A 20,390-nucleotide genomic window follows, 5' to 3' on the forward strand; every position below is an offset into this window, starting at 1 on the left:
TGGGGTGCGGGCCCCAGCTCGCTTCATTTTCAGGGCGATTCAGCCCTGTTTTTTCGGCTCGTTCTCGCGATTCTCTGCGCCGCTCGTTCTGCTGCGGAAATTCCTTGATACGCGCCCACGTCGAGGAAGGTTCCACATGAACCGTGCACGCACGACTCGCACACGCACGACTCGCACATACGACCGCGTCGGAGGAAGTGCTGCCGTCGGCCGCTCCGGCGTTCGGAGCCGCTCCACGGGCAACGGAAACCGGCGGGCCGCACAAGGCGAGTTCGCACCGCCGAAGACGACCACACCGGCGTTGCCCGCCGTCGAGACGTTCGCCGATCTCGCCATGCCGACGCCGTTGCTGGCCGCGCTCGGCCACGAGGGCGTGACCGTACCGTTCCCCATCCAGGCGGCGACCCTGCCGAACTCCCTGGCCGGCCGTGACGTACTCGGTCGTGGCCGTACCGGGTCGGGCAAGACGCTCGCCTTCGGCCTCGCGGTAATGGCCCGCACGGCAGGCCGGCGCGCCGAACCACGGGAGCCGCTGGCCCTGATCCTCGTACCCACCCGTGAACTCGCCCAGCAGGTCACCGACGCGCTCACCCCGTATGCCCGCGCCGTCCGGCTGCGGCTGGCCACTGTGGTCGGCGGAATGTCGATCGGCAGGCAGGCGAGTGCGCTGCGGGCCGGGGCCGAGGTCGTCGTCGCGACACCGGGGCGGCTCAAGGACCTGATCGACCGGGGCGACTGCCGACTGCGGGACGTCGCCGTCACTGTCCTGGACGAGGCCGACCAGATGACCGACATGGGCTTCATGCCCCAGGTCACCGCCCTGCTCGACCAGGTGCGGCCGGAGGGCCAGCGGATGCTCTTCTCGGCGACCCTGGACCGTAACGTGGACCTGTTGGTCCGTCGCTACCTGACCGACCCGGTGGTCCACTCCGTCGACCCGTCGGCCGGTGCCGTCACCACGATGGAGCACCACGTACTCCACGTGCACGACGCGGACAAGCACCGGACGACCACCGAGATCGCGGCACGGGACGGCCGGGTCATCATGTTCCTGGACACCAAGCACGCCGTGGACCGGTTGACCGAGCACCTCCTCAGCAGCGGCGTCCGCGCCGCCGCCCTGCACGGTGGCAGGTCCCAGCCGCAGCGCACCCGGACCCTGGCCCAGTTCAAGGACGGTCACGTCACGGTGCTGGTCGCCACCAACGTCGCGGCCCGCGGCATCCACGTCGACAACCTCGACCTGGTCGTCAACGTGGATCCGCCCGGCGACCACAAGGACTACCTGCACCGTGGCGGTCGAACGGCCCGTGCGGGGGAGTCCGGCAGCGTCGTCACCTTGGTGACACCCGGCCAGCGCCGCGGCATGAGCCGACTGATGGCCTCGGCCGGCATCTCACCGCGCATCACTCCGGTGCGCTCGGGTGAGGCGGAGCTGAGCCGCATCACCGGCGCCCAGGCGCCGTCCGGTGTCCCGGTCGTCATCACCGCTCCGGCCGTGGAGCGTCCCCGCCGCACGTCTTCCCCGTCCCGTGGCCGTCAGGGCCGCACGGGCGAGGGGCGGCCCGCCGGCGCGGCGGTGCGCCGCCGGGCGCAGCGGCGCACCGCCGTCGACTCGGCGGCCTAGACCCTGTACGACCCCGGAGCCGCAGCGGTCTCCCCAGGCCGCAATGGCCACCAAGACGACCAACCCTCACCGCAGGAGGCATTTTTGACGCCCACTCAGACGCAGTGCCGCGTGGCGGACCCCGCATCGACGACCGTGGTCGACGGTATGGAAGCGTACGGGCCTCGGGTCTGTGACGACATGACCGTCGAGGTGGCTCTGGCCGTCATGGCGGGTGCACGTGTCGAGTACCTGACCGTGTGCGACGGCGACGACCAGAGCACGGGTTCGATCACTCTGGCCCGGCTCGCCGTTCTCCGTGCCAGTTCCACGTACACGGACCGCATCCGTCTGCGGGACGTCCTCGGCAGCCGGCTCCGGCCTGTTCCCGTCCGCGGCTGATCCACCCCGCCCGGGTCAGTTCCTTTCCGTCATGCCTGGGAGGCATCATGCGTTGTGTCATCGCCCGGTACCCGTTCGACCTGACCAAGATCGGGGTGCTGGCCTCGATGAAGGGCGTCAAGCCCGAGCTGGTCACAGGCGCGTCCGTGACCATCGGCCGCCGCCGCTTCCCCGTCAAGCAGGTGGGCCAGGTCACCACGGGACAGGACCGCCGTGACTTCACCGTCGGCGAAGTCACCCGGGCCATGGCGAGCCTCGGCTTCGCCTGCCACGACGGCCCCGAGGCCGCGCCCGTGAGCGTTCCCCTTCCGCTCCGGACCCCGTCGGCACTGGTCGACGGCACCTGCCCTGTGGACGTGTGAGGACGGGCGGGTAACCGCCCTCAGGATCCCGGTGGGGGCTCTGTCGACGCACGTCGACAGAGCCCCCACCGCTGTGTCCTCGTCCGCTCGGAGACTCTTGGCGGAGTAGCGGGCCGGGGACGGCGTCTCACCGGTCGAAGTAGCTGAAATCGCCCACGGTCCATGCGCTGACGTCCTTGATTGCGACTCGGTACATGCCGCCCGTCTCCGGGATACCGAGGCTGCCCTGCAGGATCCGCGCGAGATGGAAGTGCAGATGCGTGGGATCTCCGCCGCGGCCGGGCCGTTCCCCTCGCGGGCCGCTGGTGAAGACGCCGGAGAACGGCCCGAGGCGGTCCGATTCCTTCAGGACCTCCGCCACCCGCTCCCTCCACACGGCCTCGGGAGCCAGCCGGCCGGTGATGACGGCGCCACCTACGACCACGGTCAGCGACATCTGATTGCTTCGCTCGGACTCCACCGCGGCGGAGAGGGCGACAAGCAGTTCATCAGGGTTCGACATGAGAGCAGATCCTATGCAGCCGCCTGCCTCGGGGCCGCCCCGCGGGGGGTGAAGCAGCTTCGCGGACGGCGGGAGGCGGTTCTTGACCGAGCGGCGAGGGGCCCCGTCCGTCGTGGCGCCGCGCGCGACGACCCAGGGGGAGGTCGTCGTCGCAGGTGGCAGGATTCCTCCTCTGCCATAGAGGTGAAATCTACTCTTGCCAGAGTAGACATTGCCTCCCAGCGTGGTTATGCTTCCTGTCGTAGAACACGGTCGAACGAGACCCGGCAGAAACGAACTGGCGGGTAGCTGTACACGAAGTTCGCAGGTCAGTGCGGCTCTCGAGCCTCGAAGCCAAGGTTTCCCAGAACGGCGACGGCGCTGGGAGCCGCACTGGGCGGCTCGCATGTCGAGGAGCTGCCGCAGCAGTACCGCAGTGCCGATTCATCCAGTGGTTGGTTCAGAGAGGAACGGAGGAGCAGACGCCATCAGGATCGCCCGGCCCGAGAAGCACTCGGCCCGGGTACCGCAAGACCCCGGAATGGATGGTGGTCCCCGGTCAAGCAGCTGCGATCCCCCGCTACCCCGCCCCTCTGCCGGGCCGGGTAGCGGAAACAGAAGGTCGGCACAGCAGTAGGGCCGACAGATGGTGTTGAATTTCCTTCGGGGCCTTGGTGCCGTACGGCACCAAGGCCCCTCGACGCGTTGCACAGCGAGGTGACATGACAGCGGACAACCCTCTTAGTGATTTTCTGGACGACGACGACTACCCCGCCTACACGATGGGCCGGGCAGCCGAGATGCTCGGCACCACCCCGGGCTTCCTTCGAGCCATCGGCGAGGCTCGTCTGATCACTCCGCTCCGCTCGGAGGGTGGGCATCGCCGGTACTCCCGCTACCAACTGCGGATCGCCGCTCGCGCCCGCGAACTCGTCGACAGGGGCACCCCGATCGAGGCCGCCTGCCGCATCGTCATCCTCGAGGACCAGCTCGAGGAAGCTCAGCGCATCAACGCCGAGTACCGTCGTGCCGCGGACGAGGCGGCCGGCAGCTCCGGTTCCAGCTGATCGCGTGGGCGCGGGCCACCCGGAGCGTCTTGTGGTGGCCACACGAGAGTACGGGCCAGAAGTCCCGCGGTCGGGGTGACGACAGCGTCGGCTGTCGTGGGAGCGACAGGGTGGAGCTGGGCCGGTTCCCGCCCATCCGGCGCACCCAGCCCTCACCGGGCCGACATCAAGGGTGGGCATCAGGAAGGCCGTGCACCGATGCCGCGCTTCGGGTACGGCGAGCCCCACCGCCGCGCTGCGATCACATGGTGCAGCCGACGCCCAGATCAATGCCCCAGCCGGCTATGGTCGCTCCCGATGCTCGACCCACTGCTTAAGCAGCCCGCTCGAAACCACGGACCAGTTCCGGCGGAGGGTCACCCTCCTCGAGCGGCAGTCCCTCGGCCCGAGTCGAGGCTGTCGGTGGCCTCCAGCCGGGCGCGCATCTCGTCGAGGGTGAAGCCGAGAGACCTCCATACGACGCAGTGTCCTCAGTGCCGACTGGCCCAATGGAGTGCGGCGCCAATCCAGGCCCAGTGAGCCCGAACCGACGGCAATCACGGGAAGAGACGCTTCCGGGCCACCGCCGGTGCCGATCAGCGGTGCGACGATGCCGGTTGCGGAGACGATCCCGACCGTGGCCGAACCGGTGGTGGGGGACAGGAGCAGGGCGATCAGCCGGCCCAGGAGTATGAGGTGCCCGTCGCCTCGCATACCACCGCCCAACTCGCGTACGTCACGACACTGCGGTGCGCCCTGCCGGCGATTCGGTCAACTCCGCCACCCGGCCGCCGCTCTTGTGCAAACGTCGGCGATCCCTGGCCGGGGAGCCAATAGGCGCAGTCACCACTCACCACAGTATTGATCTCTACCGTCATTTTCGGCCGACTTACCCGTAGATGAGGGATTCGCCCGACGGAATGGTACTGCGGTACCACTCCGTCGGGCGAATTTTCTCCCGTAGTCCCACGGGTGCGACGGTGGATCTCTCTAGCCTAAGCGGGCCGGATCACAACGCAGCGAAGAGAAGCAATTTACCGCTTATCGGAGTCGATTTTGCCTTTTGGCAATGGAGCAAGCCATTGACTCCAGGACCGCAGACGGGAACCCGACGTCAGCGGACCGGGCGGGAAACAGGCTTCCCGGAGCGATGTTCGTGAGAGTTGGCCAAGCCTGCGGCCACGGGGACGACATCCGTCCGACCGGTGCAGGGAGCGTTCGTCGCCGGCGGCAACCCGGCCAGGGAAAACGACGCTCACCCATCCGACCACTTTCGATCCCGTGCCCTAGAGCAAAAACGAACCCTGTTCCACTGGACACGAAAATTGAGGATCACATGGTGCTGTTCAGAAATTCATCCACGACGTTAAGTGCGGCGGCGTTCTCCGCACTGTTCCTGCTGTATGGAACACCCGCTGCCGTGGCCTCGCCGATTGACGCGGGCAACGCAGTCATTCACGAAGTCGACGTCACCGACATGCCTGCCACCAAGGAAGGCCAGCCGACGGTCGCAGTCAACCCGAGAAACCCGAAGAACCTGGTCTTCGTCTCGACCATCTTCCCGCCGTCGCCGGGCCTGGAACCGATCGACGGCGGGTGCTTCCTTGCCTACTCGAACGACAGGGGCGACACCTGGACCCAGGTCGCCTGGCCGCTCGGTACCGCGGCGCCCAAGTGCGGTGAGCCGAGCGTGCAGTTCGACGCGAAGGGCACCGTGTACGTGGACAACAACCAGGTCAGCTCGGGTCTGGACGCGAACCTGGTGAACCACAACCAGGTCGCGAGGTCGACGGACGGCGGCAAGACCTGGACCGACCCGGTGTCCACACCGCTGCTGCTCGGCGGTGCCCCGAAAATGCGGGTGGACGTCGCGACCGGCAAGGTCTACGCGGTCGCGGGAGCGGCGTGGGAGTACCCGAGCGCGGTCTCCGTCAGCGCGGACGGAGGCAAGACCTTCAGCAGTGACTCGCGGGTGATACCGGGCCCGATGCCCTGCATCGAGGTGGCGCCGGGCATCCCGCTGGTCTGCGGCTATCCGGGTCGTGAGATCGCCGTGTACGGCGGGATCCTCGCGTCCGCCTCCCAGGAGGCGGGGCAGCCGGTGAACTTCCACGTCAGCCGTGACGACGGCAAGACGTGGACGAACACCACCGTCAAGGACGGCCAGGGAGCCCCTGTCGCGGCGGGCACCGGTTCTCTGGTGCCGACTCCGGGGCTGGGCGCGGCCGCCGACCCCGTCCCATGGGTCGCCGCCGACACCTCCCACCGCGGCCGCTTCGCGGTCATGGTCCCCCGGGACTCCAACACTCTGGACGTCTACGTCACCCCGGACGCCGGCAAGACCTGGAACGGCCCGGCGGCGATCGCCACCCCCAATGCCCAGCGTCCGGCGATCGACTTCGGTGCCAACGGCGACCTGGGTGTCATGTGGCGGACCACCACGGGTGACGCGTTCTCGGTCGTCTCCTTCGACCATGGACGCTCGTTCAGTGCCCCGGTGCAGGTCAACCACGTGACCGAGCCGGTCGGGGAGATGGGCCCTCCCGGTGACCGTTGGTCGGGCATCACCCTGACGGACAAGTACGCCTACGTCACCTGGGCCGACGGGCGGAACAACTCCTCCCTCGACTCGATCATCAGCCGGGTGCCGCTGAAGCTGTACAAGCGCCCGGCCTCGAAGGCGACGAACTGACAGCAGTCCTCCGCATGACAATGGTTCGCCGAGGCGCCTCGGCGAACCATTGTCATGCAACCAACACAGGTCAAGGGCGGGGAGTGACCAGTCCCGCGTCGTAGGCGACGATGACTGCCTGGATCCGGTCGCGGGCGCCCACCTTGGCCATGACCCGCCCGACGTGCTTCTTCACGGTGGACTCGGTCAGCACGAGACGGTCGGCGATCTCCGCGTTCGTCCACCCCATGCCGATCGCCACGAGCACCTCGTGCTCGCGTTCGGTGAGCGCGGTCAGCCGCGCGTCCGTGTGGCGCTGGGCGCCGGGTGCCAGGAAGTGGTGGGCGTGGGCGTCGAGCAGGCGGCGGGTCAACCGGGGTGACACGACGGCGTCGCCGGTCGCGACCGCCTGGATCCCGGCGAGGAGTTCCGCCGGCCGGACGTCCTTGAGCAGGAAGCCACTGGCCCCGGCGCGCAGGCCGGCGTAGGCGTACTCGTCGAGATCGAAGGTGGTCAGGATGATCACGCGGGTGCGAGCGCCGGCCGCCACGATCCGGCGGGTCGCCTCGATGCCGTCGATACCGGGCATCCGCACATCCATCAGGACCACGTCGGGGCGCAGGTCGGCTGCCATACGGACGGCCTGCGCGCCGTTGTCGGCCTCCCCGACGACGCTCATGCCGGGGGTGCCGTCGAGCAGCATCCGAAAGCCCATGCGGGGCAGCGGCTGGTCGTCGGCGATCAACACGGTGGTCATGGCGCGGACTCTCCTGATGTGGCCGAGGCGGACGGATCCAGCAGGACTTCCACGATCCAGCCCTGGCCGTCGTCGCGTGGTCCGATGGTTGCGGTGCCGTCGTAGAGCGCGGCCCGCTGGCGGATGCCGACCAGGCCGTGTCCGGTGTCCCCGCGGCAAGCCGTGGCCCGTTTCCGCGACGGTGAACCGGTGTCGGTGACCCGGACGCGCAGCCGGCCGTGCTCGACCGCGACCGTGACGTCGGCCGTGGCACCGGGGCCGACGTGTTTGAGGGTGTTGGTCAGGGCTTCCTGCACCACCCGGAACACCGTGAGCTGCACACCGCGGCCCAGCTCGTCGACCGGGCCGACGGTGCGGTAGGCAACCGGCAGGCCGGCCGCGCGCACCCGGTCGAGCAGGGTTTCCAGGTCCCGGACACCCGGCTGCGGGGACCTGGGCGTGCCGTCGTCCTCCGATTCCCGGGACTCGCGCAGCACCCCCAGCACGCGACGCAGTTCGTCCATCGCCTGCCGGCCGGTGTCGCCGATCAGATGGAGTGCCTGCTCGGTCCGTGCGGGGTCGCGGGTGGTGAGCACGGCGGCGCCGTCGGCGAGGTTCACCATGACCGACAGGTTGTGGCCGACGATGTCGTGCATCTCGCGGGCGATCCGCGAGCGCTCCGCCGCCGCCGTCAGCCGGACGCGCTGGTCGCGCTCGACCTCCAGCCGTGCCGCGCGGTCCCGCAGCGCGGACAGGTACAACCGGCTGACCCGGAAGGTCAGGCCCAGGGCGACGGCCCCGATGCCGGTGCCGACGGACAGGACCAGAAAGGCCACCGGATTGGCCGCCGGGATCACGGTGACCACGATCAGCACCCACCCGGCCACGGTCACCGGCAGTGCCCAGCAGATCGCCCTGGGCGGAGCGTGCAGGGCGAGGTCGAACAGGGCGATCAGCAGCACGGCGGCGGCCGCGGGCCCCAGGCCCAGCGACCACATGACCGGGCACACCACGAGGCAGGCGCCGAAGACCGCGGCGGGATTGCGGCGCCGCCACCACAGCGGCATCACCAGCACGGCCGCGATGGCCAGCACCACACCGACGGGCAGGCCGGCTCCCACCGGGCGCGACACCGGATGCTCCGGGCTGTGCACCAGCAGATCCGGCGGCGCGGCGGCGGCAACGAGGACCACTACGACGGTGTCGAGGAGCCAGCGACGCCGTCTGTCCGCCGCCCGCAGACGGCTCAGTACCTGCAACAGGGTCCGCATGACGGGGTGTGCCCAGACGGCGTCCGCCCCGGGCGAGGGTGCGGTCGACCCTGCCCGGGCCGCCCCCACCCTCGTTCTGTCGTCCATCGGCTCCATCCTCGCGGACGGGACCTCAGACGTCACTGCGGCGCAGCCGGTAGGCGGCACCGGCCAGCAGCAGTACGGCCCACACCAGCAGCGCCGTCACTCCCGCTCCGGGGCTGACCAGGGAGTCGCTGGACTCGTGCAGCGTCATCACCGACTGGCCGGCGTTACTGGGCAGGTAGCGGCTGACGGTGTCTCCCAGCGAGCTGGGCAGCAGCCCGGTCAGGCCGGGCAGGACGAGCACCACACCGGCCAGGATCGCGATGCCCCCGGCGTTGTTGCGCACGAGCAGGCCGACCGTCACGCCGTACACACCGACCAGACCCAGATACAGGCCCGCCCCCACCAGGCACCGGAAGACCCCGGCGTCCCCGAGGGACAGGGCGATCTTCTCGCCGTGCAGGGCGGCGCTCCCGAGCAGGAACGAGGCCAGGGCGCCGACCGTGGAGGTGACGAACGCGATCGGGCCGTACACCGCGCACTTCGCCCACAGCACAGGCAGCCGGCCCGGCACCGCGGCGAACGTCGAGCGGACCATCCCCGTGCTGTACTCACCGGCCGACAGCAGCACACCGAGCGCACCGACGGCCAGGGCCGCGAGGTTGGTGCCGGCCAGGGCCAGGGTCAGCGCCGCACCGGATGCCGCGTCCTTTCCGCCCAAAGGCCCGCTCGGGCTGTAGAGGGCGGCGGCGATCGCCCCGATGGCCACCAGGAACAGCGCGGCCACACCCAGCGTGATCCAACTGGAGCGCAGCGACCAGAACTTGGACCATTCGGAACGGATCACTCGCCGGCCCGTCACACGGTACTTCGGGCGCACCGGCGTGGTGGCGGTGATGGTGTTCGCGCTCATCAGGCGGCCTTCCCGGCGTCGCTGCTGTGGTACTCGACGGCGTCGTGGGTCAGATGCATGAACGCCTCCTCCAGGGACACCGACTCGGTGACCAGTTCGTACAACGGCACTTGATGCTCGGCGGCGACCTGCCCGATCCGCCGCGTGTCCAGGCCGGAGACGACCAGCCGCTCGGCGCCCGTCGAGGTGACGGTGACGCCGGGTGCGGCCAGCAGCGACCGCAGCCGCGCAGGCTCGCCGGTGGCCACCCGCACCCTCTTGTCCTCACCCTGTTCGACCAGCGCGTCGACGGTAGTCTCGGCCAGCAGCTTCCCCCGACCGACGACCACCAGGCGGTCGGCGGTCTGTGCCATCTCGCTCATCAGGTGCGAGGACAGCATCACCGTGCGGCCCTCGGCGGCCAGCCCGCGCAGCAACTCCCGTACCCACCTGACGCCTTCGGGGTCGAGCCCGTTGACCGGCTCGTCGAGCACGACGACTGCGGGATCACCGAGGAGCGCGGCGGCGATGCCCAGCCGCTGGCCCATCCCCAGCGAGAACGCCCCGACCCGCTTGTGCGCCACCTCGTGCAGACCGGCGAGGTCGATGACCTCCTCCACCCGTCGACGCGGCACGCCATGGGTGTACGCGAGCGCCATGAGGTGGTCGAACGCGGAGCGGCCCGGATGTACGGCCTTCGCCTCCAGCAGTACCCCCAACTCCTGCAAGGGGGCGCGATGCCGGGCGTAGGGCTTGCCGTTGACCAGGGCCGTACCGCTGGTGGGCGCGTCCAGACCCACGATCATCCGCATGGTGGTGGACTTGCCCGCCCCGTTGGGTCCCAGGAACCCGGTGACCTGTCCGGGCGGGGCGGTGAAACTCAGTCTGTCCACCACCGTCTTGTCCCCGTAGCGCTTGGTCAGTCCACGAACTTCGATCACGGTGCCGATCCCCGCTTCTGCCTGGCCCGGCATCCGGCCGGGTCACTGCTTTCGAGGCTAGGAGCGGCTACGGCGCGACCCGTGGACCCGGAGGTCACAATCACCGTCGGCCGCTGGTACCGCGGTACACCGGCAAAGTGGTCGTCACGACGATCTGGCCGGACGCCCGGAACGTCGTCCGGGGCTCAGCCGTGCAGTGCACGGTATGCCGCGATCGCCCCTGGGTGCAGAGGGATGGCGCCTGTGCCGATGAGGCTGCGGACGTCGAGGAACTGGGTGCCGACGGCGTTGCGGGGAACGAGTTCGGTCGCGCGCAGGACCAGCAGGCGGGTGAGCGCCTCGGCCACGCCGCGGGGCAGTTCGGAGCGGCACACCAGCAGGTTGGACACCCCGATGGTGGCGACCCCGCCCGCCGCCCGGTAAGCGCCCTGCGGCAAGGACACCTCTTCCAGGCCCGAGCCCGCCTGGCCGCCCTGTCCGCCGAGCCGGGGCAGCAGCCTGGCCAGCGGCAGGAACCGCAGACCGAACCGGTCGTCCAGCTCGGACAGAGCCGGCAGCGGTACGCCGCCCGCCACGAGCAGAGCGTCGACCGAGCCCGCCCGCAGGGCGTCGGCCGCGTCGGCCAGCGGAAGATGGTGTACGGCGACCTCGGTGCCGGGGGACAGGCCCGCGGCGTGCAGGATCTGTTCGCCGAGTACGGCCGCGCCCGATCCGGCCGCGCCGAGCGACACGGTATGTCCGGCCAGGTCGGACACCGTGCGCACGGGCGAGTCTGCGCGGACGACGAACTGGAGGTAGGTCTCGTACAACCTGCCGATCGCCCGCAGGGGCACGGGGTGCGGGAAGAGGGCGGTGCCCTGGGCTGCCCGTGCGGTGTCGGTGAGGACGAGCGCGAGGTCGGCGCGGCGGTCGCGGAGCAGTTCGATGTTGGTGAGGCTGCCCGGGGTCGTGCGGACACGGCAGCTCAGACGGGGGTACGCCGCCGTGACTTCGGCGGCGAGGAGGCGGCCGAAAGCCTCGTAGAAGGCCGTGGGCTCCCCGGTCGCGAAGCGCAGGACACCGCTCGGTCCGGGCCGCTGCCCGGAGGCGTCGCCTGTGAGCGCGCCCCCGAGGACGGCGACGGTCGTCGCGCCGAGGGCGGCGTGGAGAAGGGTGCGGCGGTCGACAGGGCGGGTCATCGTGTACCGCCCCGCGGATCACGGCGGGCTGCGGTCGCCTCGGGATCGGGAGCGAGCCGCCCGTGCGACGGGCGACGGGCATGGCTGTGGCCGTTCATCCGGACGCCGTCGCCACGGTCGGCCGCGTCGGTCACGGCGCACGGCAGAAGCGCTGTGGCCCGCAGTCCTCGTGGTCGTGCGGGCCCCAGTTCCAGTCGGCCTTCCCGGCCCGCCAGCAGTTGTTCGACGATGGCCAGCCCCAGGCCCGTTCCAGCCGTCCCGTCCTGTCGTTGTCGGCCGGAGCGCCAGAATCGCGTAGTGGCCTGGGCGATTTCCTCCGAGGTCAGGCCGGGTCCGTCGTCCGTCACCGTGAGGACCGTGTGGCGGCCTTCGACGGTGCAGCGCAGGGAGATCTCGGCGTCCGGGCCCGCGTACTTGATGGCGTTGTCCAGGAGGATGTCCGTGATCTGGGCGAGTTCGTGGTCCGTGCAGGCGGCCATGACCGGGCTCTCGGCGCTGTGGAGGGTGAGGCGGGTGCCGGCGCGGTGGGCGACCGGCTCCCACAGCCGGTACTGGGCGGTCGCGACCGCCGTGGCGTCGCAGTGGGCGCCGGAGTCGTCGGACACGGCGAGTTCCCCGGCGCGGTGTTCCGCGGTGGCGAGGGTCAGCATGTCGTCGAGCAGGGTCTCCAAGCGGTCGAGTTCGGTGGTCACGCCGGTGTACGTGCGGTTGGCGGAGGCGGGCAGATGGCGGTGCAGGGCGTCGACGCGCAGCCGTAGCGCGGCCATGGGGTTGCGCATCTGGTGGGAGGTGTCGGCGACGAGCCGACGCTGCTGTTCCAGGGCCGCCGTGACCGTACGCGCCATGCGGTTGAAGCCGGTCGCGAGCTGGCGCAGTTCCGGTGGGCCGCCGGCCCTGGTCTGTTCGGGCGGGAGTCCCGCGGCGAGTTGTCCGACCGCGTGGTCCAGGCGGCGCAGCGGGCTGACCACCCATTTCGTCGCGGCCCGCGCGAGGACCGTGCAGGCGACGGCGACCAGAGCGGTCCCGGCGAGGACGGCGGCCCAGCGCCGGGTGATGTCCTCCGCCGCCGTGTCGACCGAGGCCCGGAGCACGACGGCGCCGGAGACCCGGGTCCCGGTGCCCGCGGGCTCGGCGAACATCCGGGACCCCTTCGACCAGGGACGCAGCGCGCCCGTGGGATGCGCGGTCTGGTTGCGCAGCGCCGCGTCCAGGAGCCGGCCGACAGCGGGATCGGCGGCCTGCATACCGCCGGTCTGGACAATCGGTCTGCGGCGTGTGTCGGTGACGACGAGCGGTTCGCCGTACAGCTGGGTGTAGCGGCGGGCTTCGGCGGTGACGGCCGAGGTGTCGCCGGTCTGTGCGGCCTGGTCCATGAGGGACGCGAGGCGGTCGAGGTCCGCACTGCGGGCGAGGACGAGTTGCTGGGTGCGGTCGGACGCGGTGAACAGCAGCAGCGGTACGGCGAACGCGGCCACCGCGATCACGACGAACAGCAGCAGCGCGGCCTGGACCCGGGTGCGCACGCGGAGGCTCCTCAGTTCCCGGGGTCCCCGAAGCGGTAGCCGAAGCCCCGGATCGTGGTGAGCAGCTCGGGGCGGGCGAGTTTGGCCCGCAGCTGGGTGAGGTGGACGTCGAGCGACCGGGAGACGGCGTGGTAGGCGTCGCCCCACACCTCGTCCAGGAGCTGTTCACGGCTGACCGCGGTGCCGGCCCGGCCGGCCAGCACGGCGAGGATGTCGAACTCCTTGGTGGTCAGCTCGACCTCGGTCCCCCCGACCCGGACCCGGCGCGCGTCGAGATCCACCTCGACGTCACTGGCACGGACCGTCCGCACCGGCGGACCGTCTTTCGCCGTGGTCCGACGGGTGACCGCGTCGATCCGCGCGAGCAGTTCGGCGAGGCGTACCGGCTTGACGAGGTAGTCGTCGGCCCCGAGCCGTAGTCCGCGCACGACCGAGCGTTCGTCGCCGCGGGCGGTGAGCACCACGACCGACATGTCGCTGACCGCGCGCAGGGCGCGCAGCACCGCCAGTCCGTCGGTGTCGGGCAGGCCCAGGTCGAGAAGCAGCAGGTCGGAGCTGCGGTGGTAGGTCAGCACGTCCCGGCCGTACCGGACGCGTCTGGTGACGTGACCGTGGTCGTAGAGGACCTCCACGAGTGCCGCGGCGACCCCGTCGTCGTCCTCGGCCAGCAGTATCTGCACTCCGCCCACCTCCTTTCGGTCACTCCGACGACCCATCCAGCCGAATGTAGACCACACCGACCGGGTGCTCGCCGGAGTGTTAAGGGGAGGTTAGTTCTGTGTTCGGCCCTCTCGTCCGCCGGTGCGGGGCGCGGCCAGGCTGCACGGCACCCAGCAGCCTGAGAAGGACGCCGTAATGATCATCGACTGTCACGGTCACTACACGACCGCCCCGCCGGCCCTGGAGGCATGGCGCAAGCGGCAGACCACCGCCCTCACCGATCCGTCGGCCGCCCCCGCCCTCGCGGACCCGTGCATCGGCGACGACGAGCTGCGCGAGAGCATCGAGCCGAACCAGTTGCGGCTGATGGACGAGCGCGGCATCGACGTGACGGTCTTCTCGCCCCGTGCCTCCTTCATGGCGCACCACGTCGGGGGCTTCGAGACCTCCGCCGCCTGGGCGGCCATCTGCAACGAACTCTGCTTCCGGGTCAGCCAGTTGTACCCGGAGCGCTTCGTGCCGGCCGCGATGCTCCCGCAGTCTCCCGGTGCCGATCCGGCCACCTGCGTTCCGGAACTCACGCGCTGCGTGGAGGAGTGGGGCGCCGTCGCGGTCAACCTCAACCCCGACCCCTCGGGCGGCCACTGGACCGCCCCGCCGCTCACCGACCGCTCGTGGTACCCGCTCTACGAGAAGATGGTGGAGTACGACATCCCGGCGATGATCCACGTGAGTACGAGCGTCAACCCGGCCTTCCACACCACGGGCGCGCACTATCTCAACGCCGACACCACGGCGTTCATGCAGCTGGTCCAGGGCGACCTGTTCACGGACTTCCCGACCCTGCGCCTGGTGATCCCGCACGGCGGCGGCGCCGTCCCCTACCACTGGGGCCGCTTCCGGGGCCTCGCGATGGCACTCGGGAAACCTCCGCTGGAGGAACACGTCCTGGGCAACGTCTACTTCGACACCTGCGTCTACCACCAGCCCGGCTCCGACCTCCTCTACGACGTCATTCCGGCCCGCAACATCCTCTTCGCCTCGGAGATGATCGGCGCGGTGCGGGACGTCGACCCGTGCACCGGCCACCACTTCGACGACACCCGCCGCTACGCGGAGGCGGCCAAGCTGACCGCGGACGACCTGGCGGCGGTCCAGGAGCACAACGCCCGCGCCGTGTACCCCCGCCTCGACGCGCTGCTGAAGCGCCAGGGCCGGTGACGCACATGAGCACGCTCTCCCCCAAGTCCCCCGGCTGGCTGGACTGGTACGAGAATCCGACCGACCCGGACTTCCGACTGCCGCCGGGAACGGTCGACACCCACTGCCATGTCTTCGGACCGCAGGCCGAGTTCCCCTTCGCGCCGGAACGCAAGTACACGCCCTGCGACGGCGGCAAGGACGAACTCTTCGCACTCCGCGACCACTTGGGCATCGCCCGCAACGTCATCGTGCAGGCCACCTGCCACGGCGTGGACAACAGCGCCATGGTCGACGCCGTCCGGGCGGCGGGCGGCCGGGCACGCGGCATCGCGACCGTCCGATCCGACATCGACGAGAGCGAACTGCTCGCCCTCGACGCGGCGGGCGTGCGCGGAGTGCGCTTCAACTTCGTACGGCGTCTGGTCGACGCCTCACCCGAGGACGACCTGCAGACGATCGCCAGGAAGGTCGCCCCGCTGGGCTGGCACGTCGTCCTCTACTTCGAGAGCGCCGATCTGCCCCGACTGGAGGGCTTCTTCGGGTCGTTGCCCGTGTCGCTGGTGGTGGACCACATGGGCCGCCCGGATGTGACCCGGCCGGTGGAGGGGCCGCAGTTCAGCCGGTTCCTGCGCTTCGTCGAGGACAACGACGTCTGGGTGAAGGTGACCTGCCCCGAGCGCCTCAGCGTGACGGGACCAGCCGCCCTCAACGGCGAACGCCATGCGTACACCGATGTCGTCCCCTTCGCCCGCCGCGTCGTGGAGGAGTTCCCCGACCGGGTGCTGTGGGGCACCGACTGGCCGCACCCCAACCTCACCGACCACATGCCGGACGACGGCCTCCTCGTCGACTACCTCCCACGGGTGGCGGTCACCGACGAACAGCGCCACAAGCTCCTCGTCGCCAACCCGATGCGCCTGTACTGGCCCGACGAGGACATCTGACGCCTCAACTCCCCGCTGACGCCCCCAACTCCCCTCCCACCTCCCCGACTTCGACAAGGCCCGCTCATGCAACACGCCAACGCGCTGAACCGGCTGGACCGGCTTCCAATCTCCCGGTTCCACAAGGTCACCCTGCTCGCCGTCGCCTTCGCCTACTTCTTCGAGTTCGCCGACATCAACAGCTTCGCCACCACCGCACCGAAACTGATCAAGCTGTGGGGTGTGACAGTCGACCAGATCGCCTACGTCACCTCGCTGTCGTTCGTCGGCATGTTCGTCGGGGCGATCCTCGCGGGATCCATCGCCGACCGTTGGGGCCGCAAGCGGGCCCTGCTGTGGACGACGCTCTTCTTCGGCCTTTCCTCGTTCGCGGCGGTGTTCTCCTGGGACCTCGCATCCCTGGGCGTCTTCCGCGTCCTGACCTCGGCCGGCCTGTCGGCGATGACCGTCGTGGGGGTCGTCTACGTCAACGAGATGTACCCGTCGGCGACCCGCGGCAAGTACCAGGCGTACGCCATCGCGATCGGCATCTGCGGCACCCCCGTCACCAACCTCATCGCCAGCGCAGTGGTACCGCTCAACGACTGGTCGTGGCGGCTGGTCTACCTCTGGGGCTCGCTGGGCATCCTGCTCGTCCTGTTCACCCGGCACCTCAAGGAGTCACCGCGCTGGCTCGAAAGCAGGGGAGACCACGCCACGGCGGACGCGATCCTGCGGGAGATCGAGGCAGGCGTCGCCGCGGAGAAGGGGCCCCTGCCCGAGCCCGCGCCCCCGGTGGGCGAAAAGCCGTCGGCAAAGGCGCCGCTGCGACTGCTGCTTCAGCGGAAGTACCTCTTCCCGACGCTGCTGCTCAGCGTTCTGTGGATGACGCAGACCATCGGCTTCTTCGGCTACTCCAGCTGGGCACCCACCCTGCTGGCCAAGGAGGGCTTCAGCGTCGAGAAGTCCGTCTTCTACGTGGCCCTGACCACCGTCGGCGCACCACTCGGCTGCTATCTGGCTTCCCTGGTCACCGACCGGTTCGAGCGCACATGGTGCCTGGTCGCCTTCGGCACGGTGATCGCGGTCTGCGGCCTGCTGTACGGCCTCACCTTCGACCCGGTCCTCGTCGTCGTGTTCGGCTTCCTGGTGAACCTCTTCGAACGCGGCTACACCGCCCTCGCCTACGCCTACTCTCCCGAGCTCTTCGACACCCGCAGCCGCTCGCTGGGCACGAGCGTCTCCTACGGCCTCGGCCGGCTGTCGAACGCCGCCGGTCCGCTGATCGTCGCCGCGCTCTACAACGGCCACGGCTACCAGAGCGTCTTCTACTTCATCGCCGGCACCTGGCTGCTCGGCGTGATCGCCCTGGCCGCCTTCGGCACCCGGACACGCTCAGCGCGCCTCGCGGAGGCGGAACGGCAACGGGTGGGCGTCCCCGCCGGACCAGGACCGATCCAGTCGACAGCCGGTAGTCCTGGAGTTTCGTAGAGCAGTGGGCGGGTGCCGTCCGGATCCCTCTGCGGCCTCACCGGGCTGCGGGCTCTCTCATCGGGTGCCGCCGAGTGTCCGCCAGTGCCGGGTCGCTCAGCCCTCTACGGCGAAGGATTCGATGTAGGCCAGGGCGCCGTGCAGTGCGTCGCGCAGGGGTGTGGGATCGCCGGCCGCCTGGTCCAGGAGGGCTCCGCCCTGGAATGCGGCGGTGAGCAGGTGGGCGAGCGCGGCCGGGTCGGCTTCCGGCCGCAGTTCGCCGCGCTCGCGCATCTTGCTCAAGCCGCGCCGGAACAGTGCCTGCCACCGCTCGAAGCCGTCGGCCACCGTGTCCCGGTGGGCGGGTTCGGCCTTGACGACCTCGGCGGCCAGGGAGCCGAACGTGCAGCCGCCGCGCAGCATGTCCTGCGAGGCGATGTAGGAGTCGGCCCACTGATGAAGGGCGGCGAAACTGTCCAGCTCGCCCAGCTCCGGTGCCTGGTGGCGGGCGACGATGCTGTCGGCCTGCCAGGCGAGCACCGCGCGCACCAGGGCCTCCTTGGTGGGGAAGTGGCGCGTGAGCTGTGAGCCGCTGACTCCGGCGGCCTCGCGGATCTGCTCGTTGTTGGTGTTCTGGGCGCCGTGTTCGTAGATCAGCTCCGCTGCTGCCGCGATGATGCGCTCGCGGGTGGCCAGACCCTTGGGGGTCAGCTTCCGAGCCGGCACTTCGCTGCTTGCGGTCATCCGGATGACCTTAGCATAAAAATGGGCTTGACAGCCTCTTTTTTTGGGTGTCCCATGAGGCCGAGCCCAAAAAGGGCTAGCAAGCCCATTTTCGAGTGAGGGGCGGACGCCATGTCCACACAGGCTTCACCGCAGGCAGCCGCGACATCGACATGGCCCGCCGGTGCGGCTCCGGCTGTCACCGACGGGGGCCACCCGCGCCGCTGGAGCATCATGGCGGTGCTGGGCGCCGTCGCCTTCATGGCGCAGCTCGACTTCTTCGTCGTCAACGTCGCCCTCGACGGGATCGGCCGGTCGTTCCCGGGCACGGGCGTCGCGAGCGTGTCATGGGTTCTGTCGGCCTACGCGATCGTCTTCGCCGCCGTGCTCGTGCCCGCGGGCCGCATCGCGGACCACTGGGGACGCAAGAAGATGCTGCTGTCCGGAGTGGCGCTGTTCACCCTCACCTCCGCCGTCGCGGCCGCCGCACCGAGTCTCGGCGTACTGGTCGCCGCCCGCGCCCTCCAGGCCGTCGGCGCGGCGATGATCGTGCCGACCTCGCTCGGTCTGCTCTACCCGAGCTTCCCCAAGCGCCAGCACACCCTGGTGGTGGGCCTGTGGGCGGGCGTGGGCGCCATCGCGGCCTCGGCCGGACCGCCCGTCGGCGGCCTGCTCGTCACCCTCGACTGGCGGTGGATCTTCCTGGTCAACGTTCCCGTCGGCGTCGCCACCCTCGTCGCCGGAGCGCTGCTGCTGCCCGAGGTGCGCCAGCCCAAGGGCGCCGCCCTGCCGGACCCGGTCTCCGCCCTCGCACTGCTGCTGGCCGTGAGCCTGCTGGTGCTCGCCACCGTCCAAGGACCCGGGTGGGGCTGGACAGACCTCCGCACCCTGGCCCTGTTCGCCGCAGCCGCCCTGGCCGGGGCCGCGACCGTCGAGCGCACCCTGCGCGCCAAGGCGCCGGTGATCGAGAAGGAGCTGTTCGCCGGCAGGCCGTTCACCGCCGCCACCGTGGCCCTCTTCCTGTTCTCCGCCGGCTTCGCCATCGTCCTGCTCAGCACCGCGCTGTTCATGCAGGAGGTCTGGCACTTCAGCCCGCTGCGCGCAGGCGTCTCCATCGCCCCGGCCCCCCTGGCCTCGATCGCCTTCGCCATGAACGCCGGACCCATCCAGAGCCGCTTCGGACGCACCGCCCCCGCCGTGACCGGCACGCTGGCCATGGCACTCGCCGCCGGGTACTGGCTCGCGGCCGTGCACACCACCCCCGACTACTGGAGCGGCATGTTCCCGGGCCTGATCCTGGTCGGCCTGGCCGGCGGTCTGGCCCAGGCACCGCTGTTCGCCGCCGCCGGCACCCTCGCACCCGAACGCGCCACCACCGGCAGCGCCGTACTCAACATGAGCCGGCAGATCGGCAGCGCCGTGGGTGTGGCCCTGCTCGTCGCCCTCACCCCCCAGGCCGCGACCACCGGCTTCGACCACGCCTGGTGGGTCCAGGCCGGCGCAGGAATCGCCGCGGCCAGCGCGCTGCTCGCCCTCCGGCCCCGCCACACCCCCTGACCACAGGGTCGGGCGCGCAACCACCGCCCTCTGCCGGACGGGCATCGCGCCAGCGTCCCCCCACCTCGCGCGGCACCGGTGCGCAGGACTGACGCCGGAGCTCCCACCAGCTCCCGCTCAAGAAACGGAGATCACCCTCATGGAACGCAACCTCCTCGTGATCGGGGCCACCGGCAAGACCGGCGGCCAGACCACCGAACTCCTGCTCCAGCGCGGCCACCATGTCCGCGCCCCCGTCCGGAGCCTCGACGGGCGCGCCGAGCGGCTCGCCGCCCTACGTTGTTGTCGTCCGTACCCAGGCTGAACCTGTTTTGATGGCGGCAGCCCCGGCTGTGATGCCACAGCTGACGGCTGTCGCCGGGCGGCTCAACGCAGCCATCGACGGCATCACATGCTCGCTGCGGTCCGATGCTCTCGCCGCATGACGGCGGATGAGGTGTCTACGGCGGAGCGACGATGAGCGGTTCCCCCGTCCCCGGCCGACGCCCCCGGTCATCGTCGAGTACGTGCCATGCCAGGCCACCTTTCAAAGGACCGTCACGCCCCTGAAACCGCGTGATCTACTGATGGAAGCGATCACGTGCGGGTATTGACCCGGGAGCTTTCGGATCCTGCTGCGGACAGCCTGCCCCGACCCGACAACCGAGCACCTCGGGCTGCCCGCCCAGGCACGGAGGGGAGACGGGACGCGCGGCGCGACCGCGACCGGTCTGACTGCTGC

20 protein-coding genes are annotated in these 20,390 nt (G+C 70.2%); 10 read left to right on the forward strand and 10 right to left on the reverse strand.

The annotated features are described in order from the left end of the window. The first annotated feature begins 136 nt into the window (after nt 1-136). From ACZ4UV_RS27295 to ACZ4UV_RS27305, 3 genes are all read left to right on the forward strand, one after another. Nucleotides 137-1,627, forward strand: coding sequence for a DEAD/DEAH box helicase (locus ACZ4UV_RS27295; protein WP_467841366.1), 1,491 nt, complete (start codon nt 137-139; stop codon nt 1,625-1,627). Between the two features lie 111 nt (nt 1,628-1,738). Further along, nucleotides 1,739-2,008, forward strand: a complete 270-nt coding sequence (locus ACZ4UV_RS27300) for a CBS domain-containing protein (RefSeq protein WP_059130431.1) — start codon at nt 1,739-1,741, stop codon at nt 2,006-2,008. Nucleotides 2,009-2,055: 47 nt separating this feature from the next. Then, nucleotides 2,056-2,370 (forward strand): SCO5918 family protein, encoded by a 315-nt coding sequence (locus ACZ4UV_RS27305; RefSeq protein WP_451019961.1) that lies wholly within the window; start codon nt 2,056-2,058, stop codon nt 2,368-2,370. A 127-nt stretch (nt 2,371-2,497) separates the two neighbouring features. Here the strand turns inward: ACZ4UV_RS27305 and ACZ4UV_RS27310 are convergent, their stop codons facing one another. Further along, nucleotides 2,498-2,872, reverse strand: a complete 375-nt coding sequence (locus ACZ4UV_RS27310; protein ID WP_451019962.1) for a hypothetical protein — start codon at nt 2,870-2,872, stop codon at nt 2,498-2,500. 701 nt (nt 2,873-3,573) lie between these two features. Between ACZ4UV_RS27310 and ACZ4UV_RS27315 the strand changes: the two genes are divergently transcribed. After that, nucleotides 3,574-3,918, forward strand: a complete 345-nt coding sequence (locus ACZ4UV_RS27315) for a helix-turn-helix domain-containing protein (protein WP_059130428.1) — start codon at nt 3,574-3,576, stop codon at nt 3,916-3,918. Between the two features lie 282 nt (nt 3,919-4,200). On the opposite strand, the gene ACZ4UV_RS27320 is transcribed toward ACZ4UV_RS27315, so the two are convergent. Continuing rightward, nucleotides 4,201-4,611, reverse strand: coding sequence for a GntT/GntP/DsdX family permease (locus ACZ4UV_RS27320; protein ID WP_467841371.1), 411 nt, complete (start codon nt 4,609-4,611; stop codon nt 4,201-4,203). 706 nt (nt 4,612-5,317) lie between these two features. Between ACZ4UV_RS27320 and ACZ4UV_RS27325 the strand changes: the two genes are divergently transcribed. Next, the gene (locus tag ACZ4UV_RS27325; protein WP_451019964.1) at nt 5,318-6,589 is read left to right on the forward strand and encodes a sialidase family protein; all 1,272 of its coding nucleotides are present in this window, start codon (nt 5,318-5,320) and stop codon (nt 6,587-6,589) included. A 70-nt stretch (nt 6,590-6,659) separates the two neighbouring features. Here ACZ4UV_RS27325 and ACZ4UV_RS27330 read toward each other — a convergent pair whose 3' ends face one another. The 7 genes from ACZ4UV_RS27330 to ACZ4UV_RS27360 all read right to left on the reverse strand — a co-directional run bounded on the left by ACZ4UV_RS27330 (nt 6,660) and on the right by ACZ4UV_RS27360 (nt 13,813). Then, nucleotides 6,660-7,325, reverse strand: coding sequence for a response regulator (locus tag ACZ4UV_RS27330; RefSeq protein WP_266432111.1), 666 nt, complete (start codon nt 7,323-7,325; stop codon nt 6,660-6,662). Further along, on the reverse strand, nt 7,322-8,662 hold the full coding sequence (locus ACZ4UV_RS27335; protein WP_451019965.1) for a sensor histidine kinase: 1,341 nt from the start codon (nt 8,660-8,662) through the stop codon (nt 7,322-7,324). Before ACZ4UV_RS27335 ends, ACZ4UV_RS27330 begins: the two co-directional genes overlap by 4 nt. Nucleotides 8,663-8,687: 25 nt before the next feature. Beyond that, on the reverse strand, nt 8,688-9,512 hold the full coding sequence (locus ACZ4UV_RS27340) for an ABC transporter permease (protein WP_390045896.1): 825 nt from the start codon (nt 9,510-9,512) through the stop codon (nt 8,688-8,690). Beyond that, nucleotides 9,512-10,432, reverse strand: a complete 921-nt coding sequence (locus ACZ4UV_RS27345; RefSeq protein WP_451019966.1) for an ABC transporter ATP-binding protein — start codon at nt 10,430-10,432, stop codon at nt 9,512-9,514. The genes ACZ4UV_RS27340 and ACZ4UV_RS27345 overlap by 1 nt, the downstream gene beginning before the upstream one ends. Nucleotides 10,433-10,617: 185 nt before the next feature. Continuing rightward, the gene (locus tag ACZ4UV_RS27350; protein WP_467841378.1) at nt 10,618-11,610 is read right to left on the reverse strand and encodes a TAXI family TRAP transporter solute-binding subunit; all 993 of its coding nucleotides are present in this window, start codon (nt 11,608-11,610) and stop codon (nt 10,618-10,620) included. Beyond that, nucleotides 11,607-13,133 carry a sensor histidine kinase gene (locus tag ACZ4UV_RS27355; protein ID WP_451019968.1) on the reverse strand — a complete coding sequence of 509 codons (1,527 nt, stop codon included), beginning with the start codon at nt 13,131-13,133 and terminating at the stop codon, nt 11,607-11,609. Before ACZ4UV_RS27355 ends, ACZ4UV_RS27350 begins: the two co-directional genes overlap by 4 nt. Before the next feature lie 11 nt (nt 13,134-13,144). After that, complete coding sequence (locus tag ACZ4UV_RS27360; protein ID WP_451019969.1) at nt 13,145-13,813, reverse strand: response regulator transcription factor; 669 nt, start codon at nt 13,811-13,813, stop codon at nt 13,145-13,147. Nucleotides 13,814-13,988: 175 nt separating this feature from the next. Between ACZ4UV_RS27360 and ACZ4UV_RS27365 the strand changes: the two genes are divergently transcribed. The 3 genes from ACZ4UV_RS27365 to ACZ4UV_RS27375 all read left to right on the forward strand — a co-directional run bounded on the left by ACZ4UV_RS27365 (nt 13,989) and on the right by ACZ4UV_RS27375 (nt 17,410). Beyond that, nucleotides 13,989-15,014: an amidohydrolase family protein gene (locus tag ACZ4UV_RS27365; RefSeq protein WP_467841381.1), complete on the forward strand. Its 1,026-nt coding sequence runs from the start codon at nt 13,989-13,991 to the stop codon at nt 15,012-15,014. Nucleotides 15,015-15,019: 5 nt separating this feature from the next. Next, the gene (locus tag ACZ4UV_RS27370; RefSeq protein WP_451019971.1) at nt 15,020-15,940 is read left to right on the forward strand and encodes an amidohydrolase family protein; all 921 of its coding nucleotides are present in this window, start codon (nt 15,020-15,022) and stop codon (nt 15,938-15,940) included. 66 nt (nt 15,941-16,006) lie between these two features. Further along, the gene (locus ACZ4UV_RS27375) at nt 16,007-17,410 is read left to right on the forward strand and encodes an MFS transporter (protein WP_451019972.1); all 1,404 of its coding nucleotides are present in this window, start codon (nt 16,007-16,009) and stop codon (nt 17,408-17,410) included. A 96-nt stretch (nt 17,411-17,506) separates the two neighbouring features. Here the strand turns inward: ACZ4UV_RS27375 and ACZ4UV_RS27380 are convergent, their stop codons facing one another. Next, complete coding sequence (locus ACZ4UV_RS27380) at nt 17,507-18,133, reverse strand: TetR/AcrR family transcriptional regulator (protein ID WP_467841385.1); 627 nt, start codon at nt 18,131-18,133, stop codon at nt 17,507-17,509. A 111-nt stretch (nt 18,134-18,244) separates the two neighbouring features. Between ACZ4UV_RS27380 and ACZ4UV_RS27385 the strand changes: the two genes are divergently transcribed. Together ACZ4UV_RS27385 and ACZ4UV_RS27390 are read left to right on the forward strand one after the other, a co-directional pair. Next, the gene (locus tag ACZ4UV_RS27385; RefSeq protein WP_451019974.1) at nt 18,245-19,669 is read left to right on the forward strand and encodes an MFS transporter; all 1,425 of its coding nucleotides are present in this window, start codon (nt 18,245-18,247) and stop codon (nt 19,667-19,669) included. A 139-nt stretch (nt 19,670-19,808) separates the two neighbouring features. Continuing rightward, the gene (locus ACZ4UV_RS27390; protein WP_451019975.1) at nt 19,809-19,973 is read left to right on the forward strand and encodes an NmrA family NAD(P)-binding protein; all 165 of its coding nucleotides are present in this window, start codon (nt 19,809-19,811) and stop codon (nt 19,971-19,973) included. The last annotated feature ends 417 nt before the right edge of the window (nt 19,974-20,390 follow it).

The organism is Streptomyces sp. NPDC028289 (assembly GCF_055565975.1).